Source organism: Luteimonas mephitis DSM 12574 (genome assembly GCF_000422305.1).
Taxonomy (GTDB): domain Bacteria; phylum Pseudomonadota; class Gammaproteobacteria; order Xanthomonadales; family Xanthomonadaceae; genus Luteimonas; species Luteimonas mephitis.
This window is the reverse complement of sequence record NZ_AULN01000012.1, coordinates 441,949-459,372: the sequence shown is the minus strand read 5'-3', so window position 1 is coordinate 459,372 and position 17,424 is coordinate 441,949. Positions and strand designations below refer to the sequence as shown.

Annotated in this window: 15 protein-coding genes; 3 read left to right on the top strand and 12 right to left on the bottom strand. The window is 68.2% G+C overall.

Annotated features, from left to right (window positions below):
• Positions 1-34 precede the first annotated feature (34 nt).
• From H570_RS16010 to ssb, 6 genes are all read right to left on the bottom strand, one after another.
• The gene (locus H570_RS16010; protein ID WP_084499653.1) at positions 35-2,014 is read right to left on the bottom strand and encodes an alpha/beta hydrolase family protein; all 1,980 of its coding nucleotides are present in this window, start codon (positions 2,012-2,014) and stop codon (positions 35-37) included.
• Between the two features lie 212 nt (positions 2,015-2,226).
• On the bottom strand, positions 2,227-3,135 hold the full coding sequence (rfbD, locus tag H570_RS0102235; protein WP_027079331.1) for a dTDP-4-dehydrorhamnose reductase: 909 nt from the start codon (positions 3,133-3,135) through the stop codon (positions 2,227-2,229).
• Positions 3,132-3,689 carry a dTDP-4-dehydrorhamnose 3,5-epimerase gene (gene rfbC, locus H570_RS0102230; protein ID WP_027079330.1) on the bottom strand — a complete coding sequence of 186 codons (558 nt, stop codon included), beginning with the start codon at positions 3,687-3,689 and terminating at the stop codon, positions 3,132-3,134. Before rfbC ends, rfbD begins: the two co-directional genes overlap by 4 nt.
• Entirely contained in the window at positions 3,686-4,573 is an 888-nt protein-coding gene (gene rfbA, locus H570_RS0102225; protein WP_027079329.1) for a glucose-1-phosphate thymidylyltransferase RfbA, read from the bottom strand. The genes rfbC and rfbA overlap by 4 nt, the downstream gene beginning before the upstream one ends.
• A 140-nt stretch (positions 4,574-4,713) precedes the next feature.
• A complete protein-coding gene (rfbB, locus tag H570_RS0102220) occupies positions 4,714-5,769 on the bottom strand; it encodes a dTDP-glucose 4,6-dehydratase (protein ID WP_027079328.1) in 1,056 nt (351 codons plus the stop codon).
• Between the two features lie 433 nt (positions 5,770-6,202).
• Complete coding sequence (ssb, locus tag H570_RS0102215) at positions 6,203-6,673, bottom strand: single-stranded DNA-binding protein (RefSeq protein ID WP_027079327.1); 471 nt, start codon at positions 6,671-6,673, stop codon at positions 6,203-6,205.
• 406 nt (positions 6,674-7,079) lie between these two features.
• On the opposite strand from ssb, the gene H570_RS0102210 reads away from it, so the two are divergent.
• Positions 7,080-7,664 (top strand): manganese efflux pump MntP, encoded by a 585-nt coding sequence (locus tag H570_RS0102210; protein ID WP_027079326.1) that lies wholly within the window; start codon positions 7,080-7,082, stop codon positions 7,662-7,664.
• Positions 7,665-7,735: 71 nt separating this feature from the next.
• Entirely contained in the window at positions 7,736-8,731 is a 996-nt protein-coding gene (locus H570_RS0102205; protein WP_027079325.1) for a polyprenyl synthetase family protein, read from the top strand.
• A 188-nt stretch (positions 8,732-8,919) separates the two neighbouring features.
• Here H570_RS0102205 and H570_RS0102200 read toward each other — a convergent pair whose 3' ends face one another.
• The 5 genes from H570_RS0102200 to H570_RS0102180 all read right to left on the bottom strand — a co-directional run bounded on the left by H570_RS0102200 (position 8,920) and on the right by H570_RS0102180 (position 15,869).
• Positions 8,920-9,723 (bottom strand): dienelactone hydrolase family protein, encoded by an 804-nt coding sequence (locus tag H570_RS0102200; protein WP_051175991.1) that lies wholly within the window; start codon positions 9,721-9,723, stop codon positions 8,920-8,922.
• A gap of 186 nt (positions 9,724-9,909) precedes the next feature.
• Positions 9,910-11,325, bottom strand: a complete 1,416-nt coding sequence (gene murD / locus H570_RS0102195; protein WP_027079323.1) for a UDP-N-acetylmuramoyl-L-alanine--D-glutamate ligase — start codon at positions 11,323-11,325, stop codon at positions 9,910-9,912.
• Complete coding sequence (locus tag H570_RS0102190) at positions 11,306-12,778, bottom strand: MurL-like N-terminal domain-containing (RefSeq protein ID WP_027079322.1); 1,473 nt, start codon at positions 12,776-12,778, stop codon at positions 11,306-11,308. The genes murD and H570_RS0102190 overlap by 20 nt, the downstream gene beginning before the upstream one ends.
• Positions 12,775-13,278 carry a hypothetical protein gene (locus H570_RS0102185; protein WP_027079321.1) on the bottom strand — a complete coding sequence of 168 codons (504 nt, stop codon included), beginning with the start codon at positions 13,276-13,278 and terminating at the stop codon, positions 12,775-12,777. The genes H570_RS0102190 and H570_RS0102185 overlap by 4 nt, the downstream gene beginning before the upstream one ends.
• Positions 13,275-15,869 carry a bifunctional aspartate kinase/diaminopimelate decarboxylase gene (locus H570_RS0102180; protein WP_027079320.1) on the bottom strand — a complete coding sequence of 865 codons (2,595 nt, stop codon included), beginning with the start codon at positions 15,867-15,869 and terminating at the stop codon, positions 13,275-13,277. Before H570_RS0102180 ends, H570_RS0102185 begins: the two co-directional genes overlap by 4 nt.
• A 246-nt stretch (positions 15,870-16,115) precedes the next feature.
• Between H570_RS0102180 and H570_RS0102175 the strand changes: the two genes are divergently transcribed.
• The gene (locus H570_RS0102175; protein ID WP_027079319.1) at positions 16,116-16,991 is read left to right on the top strand and encodes a PhzF family phenazine biosynthesis protein; all 876 of its coding nucleotides are present in this window, start codon (positions 16,116-16,118) and stop codon (positions 16,989-16,991) included.
• A 21-nt stretch (positions 16,992-17,012) separates the two neighbouring features.
• Here H570_RS0102175 and H570_RS16005 read toward each other — a convergent pair whose 3' ends face one another.
• Entirely contained in the window at positions 17,013-17,336 is a 324-nt protein-coding gene (locus H570_RS16005) for a hypothetical protein (protein ID WP_051175990.1), read from the bottom strand.
• Between the last annotated feature and the right edge of the window lie 88 nt (positions 17,337-17,424).

Below are 17,424 nucleotides of genomic sequence, written 5' to 3'. Positions count from 1 at the left end.
AGGTTCTCCGCAGGCGCAATGATCTGGTCGCGGGTTACGGTGCGGTCTGGTCGGTACTGCCCCCTCCTTTGGTTCGGGCCGCCCCGATGTTTCGATCCAGGAAGGCCAGCAGGCGCTGATAGAACTCGACTCGATGCGCCTGCACGTAGAAGCCATGCCCTTCGTTCGAGTAGTACAGCGACTCGACCGGCGTGCCGGCCTGCCTCAATGCGGCTTCCATCTTGCGGCTGTGCTCGATCGGCGCGATTTCGTCCTCGCCACCGGCGGCAAGGAATACCGGCACGCGGATCCTGTCGGCCAAGCGGTTCGGCGACACCGAGGTCAGCAGGGCCACGTCCGTGCCAACCCACTCGTCATTGAACGTCGCCAGCGACTTGCTTTTGCGCCGATCAGCCGAGGTCATCATCGGCAAGTCGTAGACGCCCACGTAACCGGCCGCACAGCGGTAGAGCGCCGGTTCCCTGGCTGCCCCCATCAAGGCGGCATAGCCGCCGTAACTCGCGCCATAAATGCATATCCGATCCGCATCCGCGATTCCCTGCGCGATTGCCCAGCGCGTGGCATCGGTCAGGTCGTCCTGCATCCTGCCGCCCCATTGCAGGGCACCGGACTGCCGGAACTCACGACCGTAATTTCCTGATCCGCGAAAATTCACACGCAGGACCGCGTAGCCCGCCTTGGCCAGCAACTGCACTTCGGTATTGAAGCGATTGGTCTCGAAAACGCCGAAGGGCCCACCGTGCGGAAACACGACCAGAGGCAATGCCTTCTGCGTGATGCCCAGCGGGGTTGTCAGGAATCCATGCAGCTGGACACCGTCACGCGCCCCCAGCGAGATGGCCCGCGTGGGTGCCATCTTGTCCGGATCGAACCAGTTGCCACGGCTGAGCAGGTACGCAACCTTTCCATGGCTTATGTCGAATACGTAGAAGTCGCCCGGGTTTCGGTCGCTGCTTACCTCAACCAGCGCCAGCGCACCGTCATCGGTCCGGGAGGTGATGTAGACCTCCTGGTCCGGGAACGTCGCCTCGAGCTTCCGATACAGGATCGCATCAGCAGAGTGCTCGTCGAAGAAGGCGGTCCTGCTGCGTGCACCACGGTACATCACGCCCACCGGGGCACTTCCATCCACGGCGTACAGCACGACGGAAGGATCGACGACAGGGTCACGCAACAAGGGCTTGCGTTCACCGCTTGCCGGGTCGAACGCCACGATCGCATCGGGTCCTTCGAGTTGCTCGGATCTCAGATAGGCGAGCTTGCCGTCGCTGGAGAACCCCAGCGGCCATTCCCGACGATGATTCAGACGCTCGTCATTGATCAGGCGCCACTCGCCATCCCGCCCGTCACGGTAGTAGAGCTTGTTGGCGTTGTCGCTGCCGGCGCCGTATGCGAAGCGCACCTCGCCCGCCCCGTCGGTGACGAATTCGGCATTCTGCACCGGCGCGCGCGCGACAACCGTCCTCCTTCCGCTATAGACATCGAGCCGCTCCGCGCGCGTGAAAGGATCGTCCTTGAACGGCCAGGCCGAAACGATGACACCCTTGTCGTCGGCGCGCAGATCATCGACCATGAACGCCGCGATCTTCTCCTGCTTCTTGGGGTTGATGCGGGTTCCCGCGCCGGCGCCGACCACGCGCTGGCCCACGAGGATCTCGGCGTCCTTGCCATTTGCATTGATCGCATACAGTTCCCCGGTCGGCTGCGGCTCGGCCAGCAAGCCAAACTTCTCCGAGATGCTGATCACCAGGCGCTCCGGGTTCACCCACCAGACGCGATCTACATGGCTGTTCTTGCCGAGCGCGAAGCTCGCCGTGACCTTCAGGTCGCTGCGCTGGAACACTACGACGCCCGTCCGGTCCTCCTTCGGGACGGTGGCCGCCAGGTACCTGCCGTCGGGGGATATCTCGATCGTCGTGAAATTGTCCTTGCGGACGTAGGGTTCCACGTCCACCTGCGCGGTCGCCGCAGTCATCCAGGCCGCCAACAGCAGCATCAGCCAGCGCGTCTTCATCATGTCCCCCTTCCCCTGTGCATGCCGCCACTCGTGCAAGCCGCTGCCAGCGCCCCCGCGCTGCGGCAACTCGGACTTTACCCCCTCCAAGGCGCGCGTGCGATCCTGCGCAAGTAGACGACAGCAGGCAATCCGCGGCTTTTCGGGAACGCGGCCTTGGCCGCCAACGCCCTGCGGGAGAAGACGGCGCGGCTACCTGATTCGCGCACGAATCAGGCGCGGACGCCACCAGCCAGCCTATCCAGGACTTGCGCCAGCGCATCGCGCCAATCCATTCCCGACAGGCCGAAATCGTCCTGCAGGCGGCTGTTGTCGAGCACCGAGAACGCGGGTCGCGCGGCGGGTGTCGGATAATCACTGGTGGGAATCGGGAGTACCCCCGGCGCCTTGTCGAGCAGCCCGCGCTCGACCGCGCCCGCCATGATCGCATCGGCAAAGCCGTGCCAGCTGGTTTGCCCGGTACAGGTCAGGTGCCACAGGCCGCTTTGGCGTGCGCCCTGCGCGAGGATGGCCGCGGTGGTGTCGGCGATGTGCGCCGCGGAGGTCGGACTGCCGACCTGGTCGGCGACCACGCGCAGCTCGTCGCGCTCGGCGGCCAGGCGCAGCATGGTCAGCAGGAAGTTGCGGCCGTGTGCGGCATAGACCCAGGACGTACGGAAGATCATGTGGCGCGCGCCGCTGTCGCGAACGGCCATTTCGCCGGCCAGCTTGCTGGCTCCGTAGACGCCCAGTGGCGCGGTCGGATCGTCCTCGCGGTACGGCCGCGCCGAGGTGCCGTCGAAGACATAGTCGGTCGAGTAATGGACGAGCAACGCATCGCGCGACGCGCAGGCTGCCGCGATCGCCGCAGGCGCCAGGGCATTGGCACGCATGGCCGCGTCCGGTTCCGTTTCCGCGCGGTCCACGGCCGTGTGGGCCGCGGCATTGACGACCAGGTTTGGCGCGACGCGATCGATGAGCGCCGACAGGCTTTGGGGATCGTCAAGATCCGCGACCTCGCAGGCCGAACCGTCCGTGAGCACGCCGTTGCGCGTTGCGACCACGACTTTCCCGAGCGGTGGCAGGCTGCGCCGCAGCTCTGTGCCAAGCTGGCCATTGCCGCCGAGCAGCAGGATTTTCAAGGTACGTACACCGGCAGCCGATCCGGTGCGACATCCGCAAGCAGCGGCGCGCGCATGTCCTTGTCCGACAACACCGGCTCGGCCACCGGCCAGTCGATTGCCAGCGCCGGGTCGTCCCAGCGAATGCCGGCATCGGCGTCGCGATCGTAGGTCTGCGTGCACAGATAGGTGAATGTCGCGCGCTCGCTGAGCACGGCGAAACCGTGCGCGAAGCCTTCCGGAATCCAGAAATGTCGCTTGTTCTCACCGCTGAGCAGCACTGCCTCCCACTTGCCGAACGTCGGCGAGCCGCGGCGGATGTCGACCGCGACGTCCCAGACCTCGCCGTCGAGCACCGACACGTACTTGCCCTGCGGCTTGGGCCATTGGTAGTGCAGCCCGCGCAGCACGCCACGCGTCGAGGTGGACACGTTGCCCTGCACGAAATTCGGCTCAAGCCCATGTGCGGCGAGCTTGTCGCGGTTGAAGGACTCGAAGAACTCGCCGCGGGCGTCGCCGAACACCTGCGGCTCGATCACCACGCAGCCCGGAAGCCCGGTTTCAATCAGCTTCATGCGACGTATCCACGTTCGATCAGGTCGAGCAGGTAGCGCCCGTAGCCGTTCTTCACCAGTGGCTGCGCCAGGGCACGGAGCTGCCCGGCATCGATCCAGCCGCTGTGGAAGGCGATCTCTTCGGGACAGCACACGCGCAGGCCCTGGCGTGCCTCGATCGTCTGGATGTAGTTCGAGGCTTCCAGCAGGGAACCGTGCGTGCCGGTGTCGAGCCAGGCGTAACCACGGCCGAGCTGTTCGAGATGCAGGTCGTCTTCTTCAAGGTAGCAGCGATTGAGATCGGTGATCTCGAGTTCGCCGCGAGGTGAGGGCTTGAGCGCGGCGGCAAAGTCGCTGGCACGCCCGTCGTAGAAATACAGTCCCGTCACCGCGTAGTTGGAACGGGGCTTTTCCGGCTTTTCCTCGAGGCCGACCACCTTGCCATCGGCACCGAACTCGGCCACGCCGTAGCGTTCCGGGTCGCGAACCCAGTAGCCGAACACCGTCGCGCCATGCTCGCGCGCGTCGGCGCGCTTGAGCAGCGCAGTCAGGCCGGGGCCGTGGAAGATGTTGTCGCCCAGCACCAGGCAACTGGGCTTGCCGCCGACGAACTCCCGGCCGATCAGGTAGGCCTGCGCCAGCCCGTCGGGGCTGGGCTGAACCGCATACTCGATCCGCATTCCCCACTGCGAGCCATCGCCGAGCAGGGTCTTGAACAGCGCCTGTTCGTGCGGCGTATTGATGATCAGCACTTCGCGGACCCCCGCCAGCATCAACACGCTGAGCGGGTAATAGATCATCGGCTTGTCGTAGACCGGCAGCAACTGTTTGCTGATCGCCTGCGTGATCGGATACAGGCGCGTACCGGAGCCGCCTGCCAGGATGATGCCGCGTCTGTTCGTCATTTCAATTCCCTGCAAGAACTTCTCTTGCCATCGATGGACACGGATGAGCATGCACCAGGACGAATCAATTCATGGGTAACGCTTGATTCGTGCAAACCGGTGTGGTCCTCCGTGGCAAGCACCCTTTGACTCTCGTGGCGTCAAACCGTCGCGCCAATGCGCTCGAGCCGATAGCTGCCGTCAAGCACGCGCTGCACCCACGGCTGGTTGTCCAGGTACCAGTCGACCGTGTCGGCAATGCCCTGCTCGAAGCTGTGCGCGGGCGTCCAGCCCAGCTCCGATTCCAGTTTCGAGGCGTCGATCGCGTAGCGGCGATCATGGCCGGGCCGGTCCTTGACATAGGTGATCTGCGAACTCCGCGGCTGGCCGTCCTCGCGCGGGCGGCGCTCGTCGAGCAGCGCGCAGATGACATTCACCACTTCGATGTTCGGACGCTCGGCATTGCCGCCGACGTTGTAGGTCTCGCCGACGCGGCCTCCGGCGAGTACGGCGCGGATCGCGGAACAGTGGTCGCCGACGTAGAGCCAGTCGCGCACGTTCATGCCGTCGCCGTAGATCGGCAGCGGCTCGCCGGCGATGGCTTTGGCGATCACCAGCGGGATGAGCTTTTCCGGGAACTGGTACGGCCCGTAGTTGTTGGAGCAATTGGTGGTCAGCACCGGCAGGCCGTAGGTGTGGTGGAACGCGCGCACCAGGTGGTCGGAAGCGGCCTTCGAGGCGGAGTACGGAGAGTTCGGTGCGTATGGCGTGGTTTCGACAAACTTGCCGCTGTCGCCGAGCGAACCGTAGACCTCGTCCGTGGACACGTGCAGGAAGCGGAACGCATCCCTGGCACCGCCCTCCAGCGACTTCCAGTAATCCCGCACGGCCTCCAGCAGCACCAGCGTGCCGACGACATTGGTCTGCACGAAAGCACCCGGGCCATCGATCGAACGGTCGACGTGGCTCTCGGCGGCGAAGTTGATGACGGCATCAGGCCTGTGCTCGGCAAGCAGCCGGGCCACCAGGTCGCGGTCGCCGATGTCGCCCTCGACGAACACATGGGCCGGGTTGCCCTGCAGCGATGCCAGCGTGTCGAGGTTGCCGGCGTAGGTCAGCACGTCCAGGTTGACCACGCGAATCCCGTCGGCAATCGCCTCCAGGACGAAGTTGCCGCCGATGAAGCCGGCTCCGCCGGTTACAAGCCAGGTGGTCACGCTTGAACTCCTTGGTGTTTTCACTGTACTGGGGAATCAGACCAAGCCACCACGGCGTCCGAAATCCCGGGATCGGCTGCAAACGGATGCAGGCGCGACCGGGGCCGTAGCAGCGCATCGCTGATTGTAAGACAGGGCCCTTCCCTACCGCCGCGGGGAGACCTGCCCGTTGTAATCGTGTTGAGCGGGCAATCCCTGCCATTTTTTGTGTTTTCGTGGCGCTGGACGTTCTGCGTATCGTGTCTTGCTCAAGCTGCCTGTGCAGATGAACCGCTGGCCTGCGGAAAGTCAGTCGAAGCCACTGTTTCCGTCATACAGAACATTGGCATCAGCAAAATGCCGACCATGGGCAACAGCTCGCCAGAAACTGGACATTGGAAGGGCTCGCCAGGAGCAGGCCCTTGCGAACCACGCTCTGGCCGACGCGTCGCCCCTAGAACGGAATGTCGTCATCCGAAAAATCATCCGCCGGAGGTGGCGCCGACTGGCGCTGTGGCGCCTGCCGCTGCGGCGGGGCGGACGACTCCTGGCGCGGGCGCGACATGCGCTCGCCACCGCCACCGCCTTCCGCGCGGCCGCCAAGCATCTGCATCTCGTTGCCGATGATGTCGGTGTAATAGCGCTTCTGGCCGTCGTCGCCGGTGTGTTCGCTGTAGCGGATCTCGCCTTCGACGTAGACCTGCGAGCCCTTGCGCAGGTATTCACCGGCGATCTCCCCGAGCTTGCCGAAGAAGGTCACCCGGTGCCACTGCGTGCTTTCCTGCTGGTTGCCGTCGCGATCCTTGCGGACGCTGGTCGTCGCCAGGCTGACCTTGGTGATGGCCATGCCGCCTTGGGTGTACTTGATTTCCGGATCGTTGCCGAGATTGCCGACCAGGATGGCCTTGTTGATGCCGCGTGCCATGGATGACCTCTTCTGGATTCTGTATTGGTGGCTTGCGCGCCGCCGCCTTGCATCCCTGCGCGGGACCTGCGGGCGAGCGCAGAATGGTTGCCCGTGCATGATACCGGGCTGGCCCGATTGCCGCGCCAGGACCACCCTACGGCGCCACCCGGGCACCGGCAACCTGAAAGTTGGGTCAGGGAACTCCGATCGCCGCGTCCGGGCACCGTGTTATCCTCGCCGCCCCCTTGGGGAGTAGCCTGCCTCCGGCGACGCCGTGAAGCGCCCGCGTCAACATGCTCGGCATCGCAACGTGCCGTGGCGCGGGCAACCAGTCCAGGTTGGCGAGACCATCGGCCTCCGGCGCAACGGAAGTTGGGCGCGCCGGCGTGCCGTCGTCGCCAAGCCCGACCCCGGATCAACCTGCATGTCCCCCGTTTCGATTTTCCTGATCGGCATCGCGATGTCGACGGACGCGTTTGCAGCCGCCGTCGGCAAGGGCGCGGCGATGCGCAATCCTCGCCTGCCCGAAGCGCTGCGCGCCGGGCTGATCTTCGGCACCATCGAAGGCCTGACCCCGGTCATCGGCTGGGCATTGGGCAGCGCGGCCTCGCGCTACATCACCGCCTGGGACCACTGGATCGCGTTCGCGCTGCTGGCCGCGCTGGGCGTGCACATGATCCACGCCGGGGTGCAGCCGCCGGACGACAGCGAAGACATGCCGCGCCGCCATGGGTTCTGGGCACTGGCCACCACCGGCTTCGCCACCAGCATCGACGCGATGGCAATCGGCGTGGGCCTGGCGTTCCTGGATGCGCAGATCGCGGTCGTCGCGATCGTGATCGGCCTGACCACGCTGGTGATGGTCACCCTGGGCATCATGCTCGGCCGCAGCCTGGGCCGCCTGGCGGGCAAGCACGCGGAAATCGGCGGCGGCGTGCTGCTGATCCTGATCGGGCTGGCGATCCTGTACGAACACCTCAGTGGCGCTACCGGCATCCCCGGCCAATAGCGCGCCGGCGGCGACGTCTGCATACAGGCATTGCTCCCTATAATCGCGCCTTTCCCATCGCCGGACCCGGCATGTCTGCTCCCGCAAGCCTGCAAATCCCCGCCCTGCCCGCCATCCAGGCCTTCGCGGCCGCCGACATGGCCGCCGTCGACGCGTTGATCCGCCGTCGCCTGGCCTCGGACGTGGTGCTGATCAACCAGGTGGCCGAGCACATTGTCGCCGCCGGCGGCAAGCGCCTGCGGCCGATGCTGCTGCTGCTGGCCGCGCGCGCGCTGGGCCACCAGGGCGCCGACGCGCACCAGCTTGCCGCCGTGGTCGAGTTCATCCACACCTCCACCCTGCTCCATGACGACGTGGTCGACGAATCCGACCTGCGCCGCGGCCGCCAGACTGCCAACGCGGTGTGGGGGAACGCGGCAAGCGTGCTGGTCGGCGACTTCCTGTATTCGCGCAGCTTCCAGCTGATGGTCGAACTCGACTCGATGGACGTGCAGCGGATCCTCGCCGACACCACCAACCGCATCGCAGAGGGCGAAGTGCTGCAGCTGCTGCACGTGCACAACCCGGACGTTGACGAAGCGGCCTACCTGCGCGTGATCGAGCGCAAGACCGCGGTGCTGTTCGCCGCCGCCACGCAGCTCGGCGCGCTGCTCGCCGGCGCCGACGCGGCCACCCGGCGGCGCCTCCACGATTACGGCCTGGCGCTGGGCCACGCCTTCCAGATCGCCGACGACGTGCTCGACTACAGCGCCGACGAAGCGGCGCTGGGCAAGCACTTGGGCGACGATCTCGCCGAAGGCAAGGCTACGCTGCCGCTGATCCACGCGATGGCGCATTCGGATGCCGCTACCCGCGATCGGCTGCGCGCCATCATCGAACAGGGCGACATCGACGCGCTGCCCGAGGCCGTTGCCGCGATCCGCGCGCAGGGCAGCCTGGACTACAGCCGTGCGCGCGCCGCGGAATACGCCGAAGCGGCCGAACGCGCGCTCGACGGGCTGCAGGACAACGAAGCGGTGGCCGCACTGCGCGGCCTGGCGCGCTACGCGACCGAGCGCGACCACTAGGCGCCAGCGGGGCGGAAGCTGTTGGTCACGGATGAACGCCGAAAGATCGCTGACAGCGCAAATGAAGATGCGGAGCGATGCAGCAGGTGGCTGATGCTTGGGTTGCAGGCCAGGCACAACCCGCTGCAGTCCATCCCCGAAACGCTTTATCCGCGCCTTCCGCGTTCATCCGCGGCAAACAGCGTCCGTCAATCCTCGCCGAAACGCTCGTCGAAGAAGTCTTCCATCATCCGGTAGGCCCGCTTCGCCACGCGCGGGTTGTAGACGCAGCCCGGCGGCCGGTTGGCAGCCTTCAGTGCGAAGCAGTGCACCGCGCCGCTGAAGTTGACGAACGTCCAGTCGGCACCGGCGGCATTCATTTCCTTCTCGAAACCGTCGATGTCCGGCGCGGTTCCGCGGTCGTCCGCGCCGTTGAGCACAAGCAGCGGCGTCTTCACCGCACCGGGTCTGGCCTGCGTCGTCGTCGACAGGCCGCCATGGAAAGTGACGATGCCGGCCAGCTGCGCGCCGCTGCGCGCCAGCTCCAGCACCGACGAGCCTCCGAAGCAATAGCCGAACGCGCCGATCCTCGTTGCATCCAGCGGCGCCTTGCCCACCTGCGCTTTCAGCACCTCCACCGCCTTTCCGACGCGCGCGCGCATGGCCGGCACGTCGGCGTAGAGCGTCTTCACTTGTGCCTGCGCCTGCTCGCTGTTCTCCGGCCGCACGTTCTTGCCGTACATGTCGGCGACGAGGATGACGTAGTCATCGCCGGCCACGTCACTTGCCTGCGCAACCGCGGCGTCGGTCACGCCCATCCAGTCAGGCACCATCACCAGGCCGGGACGCTTGGCGGACGAGGCATCGTCGTAGACCAGCACGCCGCTGAACGCCTGGTTGCCGACCTTCCATTCCACGGGTTTGGCCTGCATCGAGGCGAACACGGATGCGGACAGCGGCAGCAGTGCCAGCAGCAGCGCGGCGCGGCGCAGGATACGGCGGGACGATCGCATGGCTCTCTCCAGCGGAGGCGGTGCCGGCCAGCGTACGCGGGCGGCATTCAAGCCCGGTGAACGGGCGCCGATGCCACCGCTCCTGCGGCGGAGCGCCTGGCCGCGGGCTCCCGCCTCGCCGTCCTTTTCGTGGGCGAGGCTTGCGGCTGAAGTCGCTCCTGCCAGGGTACTCGGCACCCGCATCGCTCAGGCGATGCCGAGCCCCGGAATCCCGCTGATCGCGCCCGGGTCGAACCCGGCCAGTTCGGCGAAGTGCCGCCCGCGCTGCGTGTAGTCGCGATATGGCCCGAAACTCGGTGCACCGGGCGAGAGCAGTACCACGCCTTCGCCTGCAAGCGCGTCGCGTGCCGTGGCGACCGCCTCGGCCAAGTCGTCCGCGCTCGACAGGGCGAAGCCTGCCGCCCTTGCCACCGGCGCAAGCAGGTCGTGGATCCGCGGGCCGTTCTGCCCCATCGTCACGATCGCCGCCGGCGCGTGCGTCTTCATCGCCTCGGCGAACCCGGACCAGTCCAGGCCGCGATCGTGTCCGCCGGCGAGCAGCGCGACGCGGCGGTCGCGGAACACGTCGAGCGCGGCTAGGCTCGCGTGCGGCGTGGTGCTGATCGAATCGTTGACATAAGTGATGCCGTTGCGCACGCCAAGCGTCTGCAGGCGATGCGGCAACGGCCGGAACGAAGCCGCATGCGGCGCCAGCGCCGCGCCGTCGAAGCCGAGCGCCTCGACCGCGGTGAGCACGGCGCACAGGTTGCCGCGGTTGTGGCGGCCCGGCACCGGAACGTCGCGGGTGTCGAGGACGAAATCATCGCCGCGATGCAGCGCGTCGCCGCGCATGTGCCAGCCGTCCGCGCTGCCGAACCAGCGCACGTCGCTGTCCGGCAGGCGAAGCGCCGCCAGCCGCGGATCGCCGGCGTTGAGCACCGCGATGCGCGGCCGTGCTTCGGTCAGCAGCGCCAGCTTGTCCTCGACGTAGCTCTGCTCGCTGCCGTGCCAGTCCAGGTGTTCGGGGAATATGTTGGTCACCACCGCGATCTCGGGGCGCACGCCGCTGGCGGCGACGTCGCGCGTCTGGTAGCTCGACAGTTCGATCGCCCAGAGCTCGGCGTCGCCCTCGAGCAATTCCAGCAGCGGCAGCCCGATGTTGCCGCACAGCGCGGTGCGGTGGCCGCCCGCGCGCAGCAGGTGCGCCAGCAGCGCGGTGGTGGTGCTCTTGCCCTTGGTGCCGGTGACGCACACCGTGCGTGCCTCGGGCCGTTCGGCGAACCACAGCGCGGTCCCGCCGATGAAGAGCGTGCCGCTCTCGCGCGCAGTCAGCGCTTCAGGTCGGTACGGGCTGATCCCCGGCGACTTGATCACCACGTCGAAGGCGGAAAGCCGCGCCGCGCTGGCCTCTGTTTCCACCTGCAGCGCCCGATCACCGAGTGCGCGCACCTGCCCTGCTTCGTGCGCCGTGCAGAACAGCGTCAGCGGCAGCGTGCCCCGCTCCTCCGGGCCCCGAATCCCGGACCCCGAATCGCGCGCGCGCAGCGCGCCATATGCCGCGCGCCCCTCGCGTCCCCAGCCCCACAGCGCGACGCGCTTGCCTTCAAGCTGCGAAATGCGCACGCAGCTGCTCCCAGAGCGCGGGCGGGATTCGATGCTCGTCGTCGATCACCAGCAGCGGCGCGATATCGAGTTCCGATGCATCCAGCTGCGGCAGGATCTCGCGCGCGAAGCGCTTCACGATCGCGTCCTCGCGCCACTCCGGGCGCTGCGCCAGGGTCGCCATCGCCGCACGCGACTCGCGGCCCTCGCCGACGCACTCGAACGGCTTGTGGTCCCGGTATTCGAGCAGCGCATCGAAGCCGGGCACCTGCTCCGTGTCGTCAAGCAGGTTGCGGCCGAAGATCGCCACCAGTCGCGGTTTTGGCATGAACGGCGCGAGCGCGAGGAACACGAAGTGGCACTTCGGGCAGACCCCGCACCAGCGCCCGACCGGGCGTTCGCCCAGCAGGTGGAAGTTGCGGTTGCAGCTCGAGAAGTAGGCGTCGTAGCGGTCGCTCCTGGCGAACTGCCGCGCCACGGCCAGCTCGCTCAGGGGACGCAGCAGCGAGTAGTAGTGCAGGTCGGCGGCCACTTCGCGATGGATGCAGGCGCCGAAATCGCGCTCGAACGCCCAGCCCTTCGACCACTGGTGGTTCACCTCGCGGGTGTCCTTGCCGTCCTCGGACACGATCAGGCTGCCGTAGCTGGCCGAACGCTCGTTGGAAAAGACCACCTGGTCGGCATCCAGCAGCACCGCGGCGAAGACCATGATCGCCGAGTTGATCGCAGTCACCGGGATGTGCCCGTTCCACGCGCCCTGGCGGTTGTATTCGAACAGTTCCGGGGCCAACTGGCGGCCGATGTTGAGCGTGGGCAGCGCGGTGCGCCCGGCGCAGGCCCGGATCAGCTGGGAGCCGCCGATCCAGGTCACGGTCTGCTCGACGCCGGCAGTGCGCAGGGCTTCGATGGAAACCAGCGAATCCTTTCCGCCGCCGATGGCAACCAGCGCATGCTGTCGCAGGCCGAGCGTTGCTCCACCGGGCGTGCCGGCTTCCCCACCTTCTCCTTCAAGGGCAGGACTGGGATGGGGATGGGTCCCGCCAGGGCGCGGACGAACCGCATTCCCACCCGATCCCGCCTTTGCAGGGGGCGGCTTTGTAGCGGGGAACCTGATCTTTCCATGCAGGTCCAGGCCGTTGCGATACGCGAACTCGCCCAGCCCGTTGAGGTAGATCCCTTCGAGCATCCGGGCCGTCCCTGCGTCGATCGCGTATGAATCGATGCGGATGTCCCCAGGCACCGCCGCCTTGTAGTAGCTCACGCCGGCAATCAGGTGCAGCAGCCGCAGCGCCTGCTCCGCGGCGTGCGCACGCGCGCCATCGAGCGCGAACGGCGCGCCCGGTACGGTGATCGTCTCGATCAGCTCCGGGCCGTCGTCGAAGGCATACACCAGCTCCGCGACGCCGGTACCGGCGTCGAACCGGCAGCGCACGAAGCGGAAACTGCGCACCGCCTCCCGGTCGAACGGCGTCATCGTGCCCCCTTCAGATCCAGGCCGCGTGCCTGCCGCAGGAAGCGGCGGCACAGGAAATATTCGATGCACAGCGCCGGCATCGCGCCCAGCAACAAGCCGAACAGCACCGCGTACACCGCGATCGCGGGCACCCAGGCCAGCGCGTCGCCGAGGCGGCCGGATGCGCCGGAAAGCACGTGGCTGGCGCTTTCCATCGCCCCCATCCACAGCGTCGCCAGCGGCGCGAACATCAGGAACGCCAGCACCACCGTGCGCAGCGCCAGCCCGAACGCCGTCCACTTGCGCGCATCGCGATCCACGTTCTGCCACCACGCGGTGATCCACCACGACGCCAGTCCGGCCGCCATCGCCGCGGCCGGCGCCACGCTCAGCGAGGCGCGGGCATTCTGGTGCCACGACGCCAGTCCGGCGCCGCTGAGCATGCCGACGGCGATGTAGGCGAACAGCGCCAGCGCCGCCGCCGACGCCGCGCTTGCCCATGCCAGCTGCTTGCGCGTCATTCGAGCACGTCCTCGCGCGGCAGCGCGCGCAGGTTGTAGCGGTTGGCCATGACGAAACCGTAGGCGCCGGCATCCGCGACCAGCACCACGTCGCCCTCGCGCGTGGCCGCAGGCAGCATCCGCTGCGCGCCGAGCACGTCACCCGATTCGCAGATCGGGCCGACGACGTCGAACACGGCCTCGTTTCCTTCGTCCAGCCGCGAAAGGTTGTGGATGCCGTGGTACGCCTCGTACAGCGCCGGGCGCATCAGCGCGTTCATGCCCGCGTCGACGCCGACACGACGGATGCCCTGCTTCTCCACCACCTGGGTCACGTGCGCCAGCAATACGCCGCATTCGGCGACCAGGTAACGCCCCGGCTCCACCGCCAGCGCGTAGCGCGGGTATGCCGCCTTGATCTCGGCAAGCCCGGTCGCCCAGGCCGCGATGTCGAACGGATGCGCGTCGGGCTTGTACGGGATCGGCAGGCCGCCGCCGATGTCGATGGTGTCGACCGTGCCGACGCTGTCGGCGAAGCCGGCCAGTTCCGCATAGACCTCGCGCCAGTGCGCCGGGGTCACGATGCCGCTGCCCAGGTGCGCATGGATGCCGCCGATGCGCGCGCCGAGCCGCCGTGCTTCGGCCACGAAGGCATCGAAGGCCGCCAGCGGCAGCCCGAACTTCGACGCCGCGCCGCCGGTGACCACCTTGGCATGGTGGCCGTCGCCGCGGCCCAGGTCGATGCGCAGCCACAGCGTGCGGCCGCGGAAAACCTCCGGCCAGTTGTGCAGCGCCTCGACGTTGTCCAGCGTCACCGTCACCCCGAGCGCGAACGCAGCCTCGTACTCGGTGCGCGGTGCGAAGCTCGGGGTGAACAGCACCCGCGCCGGATCGAGTTCGGGCAGGGTCGCGAACACGTGCTCCAGTTCGCCCAGCGACACGCATTCCAGGCCGAAGCCCTCGGCCACCAGCGCCCGCAGCAATCCCGGATGCGGGTTGGCCTTGATCGCGAAGTAGCGGCGGTCGATCGCCTCGACGTCGAGCAGCGATCGCGCGCGTTCGCGCAGGGTCGGCAGGTGGTAGACGTACGCCGGCGTGCCTTCGGCGGCGCGTTCGAGCAGGCGCTCGCGCTCGCCCTGCCACCACGGCGCGACGCGCGGCGGCCGGCCGTGCTCGATTTCGTGCCAGCTCGGGCCGAACACGCTCGCGTCGCGCACCGGCATCGCCTCGCTTTCGATCAGCTCGGCGTGCAGCACCGGCAGCAGGCCGTCGGCGTCGGCCTCGTCGATCACGAAGGTCAGGTTGAGGTCGTTGGACGACTGCGAGATCAGGTGCACGCGCTCGCGGCCGAACGTGGCCCACACGTCCGACAGCTTGTGCAGCAACGAGCGCATGCCGCGCCCGACCAAGGTGATCGCGGCGCACGGCGCGATCACCTTGACCCGGCAGACCTTGGCCAGGTCCGCGGACAGCTCGGCCAGCACGTCGGTGGTGACCAGGTTCTCGCTAGGGTCGAGCGACACGGTGACGTTGGTTTCCGACGAGCCGATCAGGTCGACCGACAGTCCGTGCAGCTTGAACAGGTCGAAGACGTCGGCAAGGAAGCCGACCTGCTGCCACATGCCGGCGCTTTCCATCGAGACCAGCACGATGCCGTTGCGGCGGCTGACCGCCTTGACGCCGGGCACGGTGGTGCCGTTGCCGTCGATGCTGGTGCCCGGGAGGTCGGGCCGCTCGGTGTCGAGGATTGCCATCGCCACGCCGGCGTCGCGGCAGGGCTTGATCGAACGCGGATGCAGCACCTTGGCGCCTGTGGTGGCGATTTCCTGCGCCTCGGCGTAGTCCAGCCGGGTCAGCAGGCGCGCGTCGGGCACCACCCGGGGGTTGGCGCTGAACAGGCCTGGCACGTCGGTCCAGATCTCGACCCGGCGTGCGCCGAGCAACGCACCGAAGTACGCGGCAGACGTATCGGAGCCGCCGCGCCCGAGGATCGCGGTGCCGCCGTCGGCGTGGCGGGCGATGAAGCCCTGGGTGAGCAGCATCCGCGCCGGCTGCGCGCCGAAGCGCTCGTGGAAACCATCCGCGGGCTCGCGCCGGCACGACACCGACAGCCGCGTCGACCAGGCGTTCTGGTTCGGCAGCGCGATCGCGTCGAGCCAGTCGCGCGCGTCGCACCAGCCGAAGTCCAGGCCCTGCGCGCGCAGGTAGGCAGCGCCGAGTGCGGAAGACAGCAACTCGCCTTGCCCGAGTACGTCGGCCTGCCAGTCCAGCGCGCATCCGGCGGCGCGCGGGTCGATGCCCAGCACGCGCAGCGCGGCCAGGCGCTCGCCGATCACCCGGTCCGGGTCGAGGTCAAGCTCGCGCGCGAAGGCTTCGTGGCGCTCGACCAGCGCGGCGATCCGGGCATCGCGGTCCGGCGCGCCTTCGGCGATCGCCTGCAGCTCGTTAGTGACGCCCGACAGCGCCGACACCACCACCAGCACGCGCGAGCGGTTGTCATCGGCACGCTGTTCCGCCAGCCGGCCGATGGTCTCCCAGCGGTGGCGGCGCGACACCGAGGTGCCGCCGAACTTGAGCACGATCCAGGGATGGGAAGGGGAATTGATGGGCATTGAAGTCACGGCGCGCCCGCGAGCCGGGCATGAACACGCGATTCTAGGGCTTGCCGTCGCCCGCGCCCACCCTGCCCGAGCCGGGAAAACCGCAACGGCGACTCCAGGCGCGAATCCTTGATCGTCGCGTTCCCGCCCGCGCAACACTCGCCGCTGCTGCGGTTCCCGCCAACGGTTCATGCCATCGCGCGACGATGGCCGCCTACACTGCCCACCCCACGTCCTCCCCCGCCGCAAGGATCGTCCATGTCCAGCCGTCCCTACCTCCAGCTCGACGTCTTTGCCGATCGCCCGGGCGCCGGCAACCCGCTTGCGGTGGTGCTCGACGCGCAGGGCCTGGACGACGACGCCATGCAGGCCATCGCGCGCTGGACGCGCCTGCCCGAGACCACCTTCGTCTTTCCCGCCACCACGCCCGACGCCGACTACCGGCTGCGCATCTTCAGCCCGCGGCACGAGGTGCCGTTCGCCGGGCACCCCAGCGTGGGCACCGCGCACGCGGTGCTGGAAGCCGGGCTGGTCGCGGCACCCGACGGCCTGCTGGTGCAGGAAGGCATCGCCGGCGTCCTGCCGCTGCGGGTCGCGGGTCGCGGCGATGCGCGCACGATCGCGGTGCGCACGCCGCGCGCGCGGCTGCTGGAAATCGCCACCGCGACCGACCCGCGCCTACGCGACGCGCTGTCCGGCCTGGCGCCAGGCACGCTGCCGCCGGCGCTGATGGACGGCGGCCGCCGCTGGTGGCTGGCGGAGCTGCGCGACGAAGCCGCGCTGCGTACGGCCGAGCCCGACTGGGATGCGATCGGAAAACTCGCGCATGCCACCGGCAGCATGGGCCTGTGCGTGTTCGCGCGCAGCGAAGACCCGGTCTACTACCTCGCGGTGCGCGCCTTCGTCGGCGCGCCGGCGCGGTTCGAGGACGCCGCCTCGGGCGCGGCGAACGCGACGCTCGCTGCCTGGCTCGCCTCGCAGGATGCCCTGCCAAGCCGCGACGGCCACTACCGCGTCAGCCAGGGTCGCGAGGTCGGCCACGACGCGATCATCGAACTGTTCGTCGACGCCGCCGGCGAGGTCTGGTCCGGCGGGCGCGTGCAGACGGTGGTGCGGGGCGAGATCGACTGGTAAGGCCGCCGGCCGCGGCGGGGCTCAGCTGCCCCAGTTGGTGAAGACGCCGACCGCGAGCTCCGCCCACACCCACAGGAAGCCGAGCACGACGGCGATGCCGGCCCCCAATTGCGCCCGGCGCGACCGGAAGAGCGCTCTCGCCAGTTCAAGCGCCGAGCAGGTCGCCAGCAGCAGCACGCCGAAGACGACGAAGTCGCCGGCACTCCAGTTCACGCCGCTGTCGAATCGCATCGCCACCAGCGGCAGCAGCCACAGCGCCGCGGCGGCGCCCCAGATCACGATCCGCCAGCGCTTCACGCCGCGCCCGTCGCGGTTGCCGGTATTGGTGCCGATGTCCGCTGCCATTGCCGGGCCTCCGTTCTGGATGGGCTGTAGCCTGGGCGGCACCGGTGAGCGCACGAAGGCGCCGGCATGAAGCGGCGGTGAAGCGGGC

What these genes read in the sequence shown, in the direction of transcription:
- H570_RS0102180 (WP_027079320.1), bottom strand. Translation starts at nt 15,869, where the DNA reads ATGCCCATCAATTCCCCTTCCCATCCCTGGATCGTGCTCAAGTTCGGC.
- H570_RS0102200 (WP_051175991.1), bottom strand. Translation starts at nt 9,723, where the DNA reads ATGCGATCGTCCCGCCGTATCCTGCGCCGCGCCGCGCTGCTGCTGGCA.
- H570_RS16010 (WP_084499653.1), bottom strand. Translation starts at nt 2,014, where the DNA reads ATGAAGACGCGCTGGCTGATGCTGCTGTTGGCGGCCTGGATGACTGCG.
- ssb (WP_027079327.1), bottom strand. Translation starts at nt 6,673, where the DNA reads ATGGCACGCGGCATCAACAAGGCCATCCTGGTCGGCAATCTCGGCAAC.
- rfbA (WP_027079329.1), bottom strand. Translation starts at nt 4,573, where the DNA reads ATGACGAACAGACGCGGCATCATCCTGGCAGGCGGCTCCGGTACGCGC.
- H570_RS16005 (WP_051175990.1), bottom strand. Translation starts at nt 17,336, where the DNA reads ATGGCAGCGGACATCGGCACCAATACCGGCAACCGCGACGGGCGCGGC.
- H570_RS0102175 (WP_027079319.1), top strand. Translation starts at nt 16,116, where the DNA reads ATGTCCAGCCGTCCCTACCTCCAGCTCGACGTCTTTGCCGATCGCCCG.
- H570_RS0102210 (WP_027079326.1), top strand. Translation starts at nt 7,080, where the DNA reads ATGTCCCCCGTTTCGATTTTCCTGATCGGCATCGCGATGTCGACGGAC.
- H570_RS0102185 (WP_027079321.1), bottom strand. Translation starts at nt 13,278, where the DNA reads ATGACGCGCAAGCAGCTGGCATGGGCAAGCGCGGCGTCGGCGGCGGCG.
- H570_RS0102190 (WP_027079322.1), bottom strand. Translation starts at nt 12,778, where the DNA reads ATGACGCCGTTCGACCGGGAGGCGGTGCGCAGTTTCCGCTTCGTGCGC.
- H570_RS0102205 (WP_027079325.1), top strand. Translation starts at nt 7,736, where the DNA reads ATGTCTGCTCCCGCAAGCCTGCAAATCCCCGCCCTGCCCGCCATCCAG.
- rfbC (WP_027079330.1), bottom strand. Translation starts at nt 3,689, where the DNA reads ATGAAGCTGATTGAAACCGGGCTTCCGGGCTGCGTGGTGATCGAGCCG.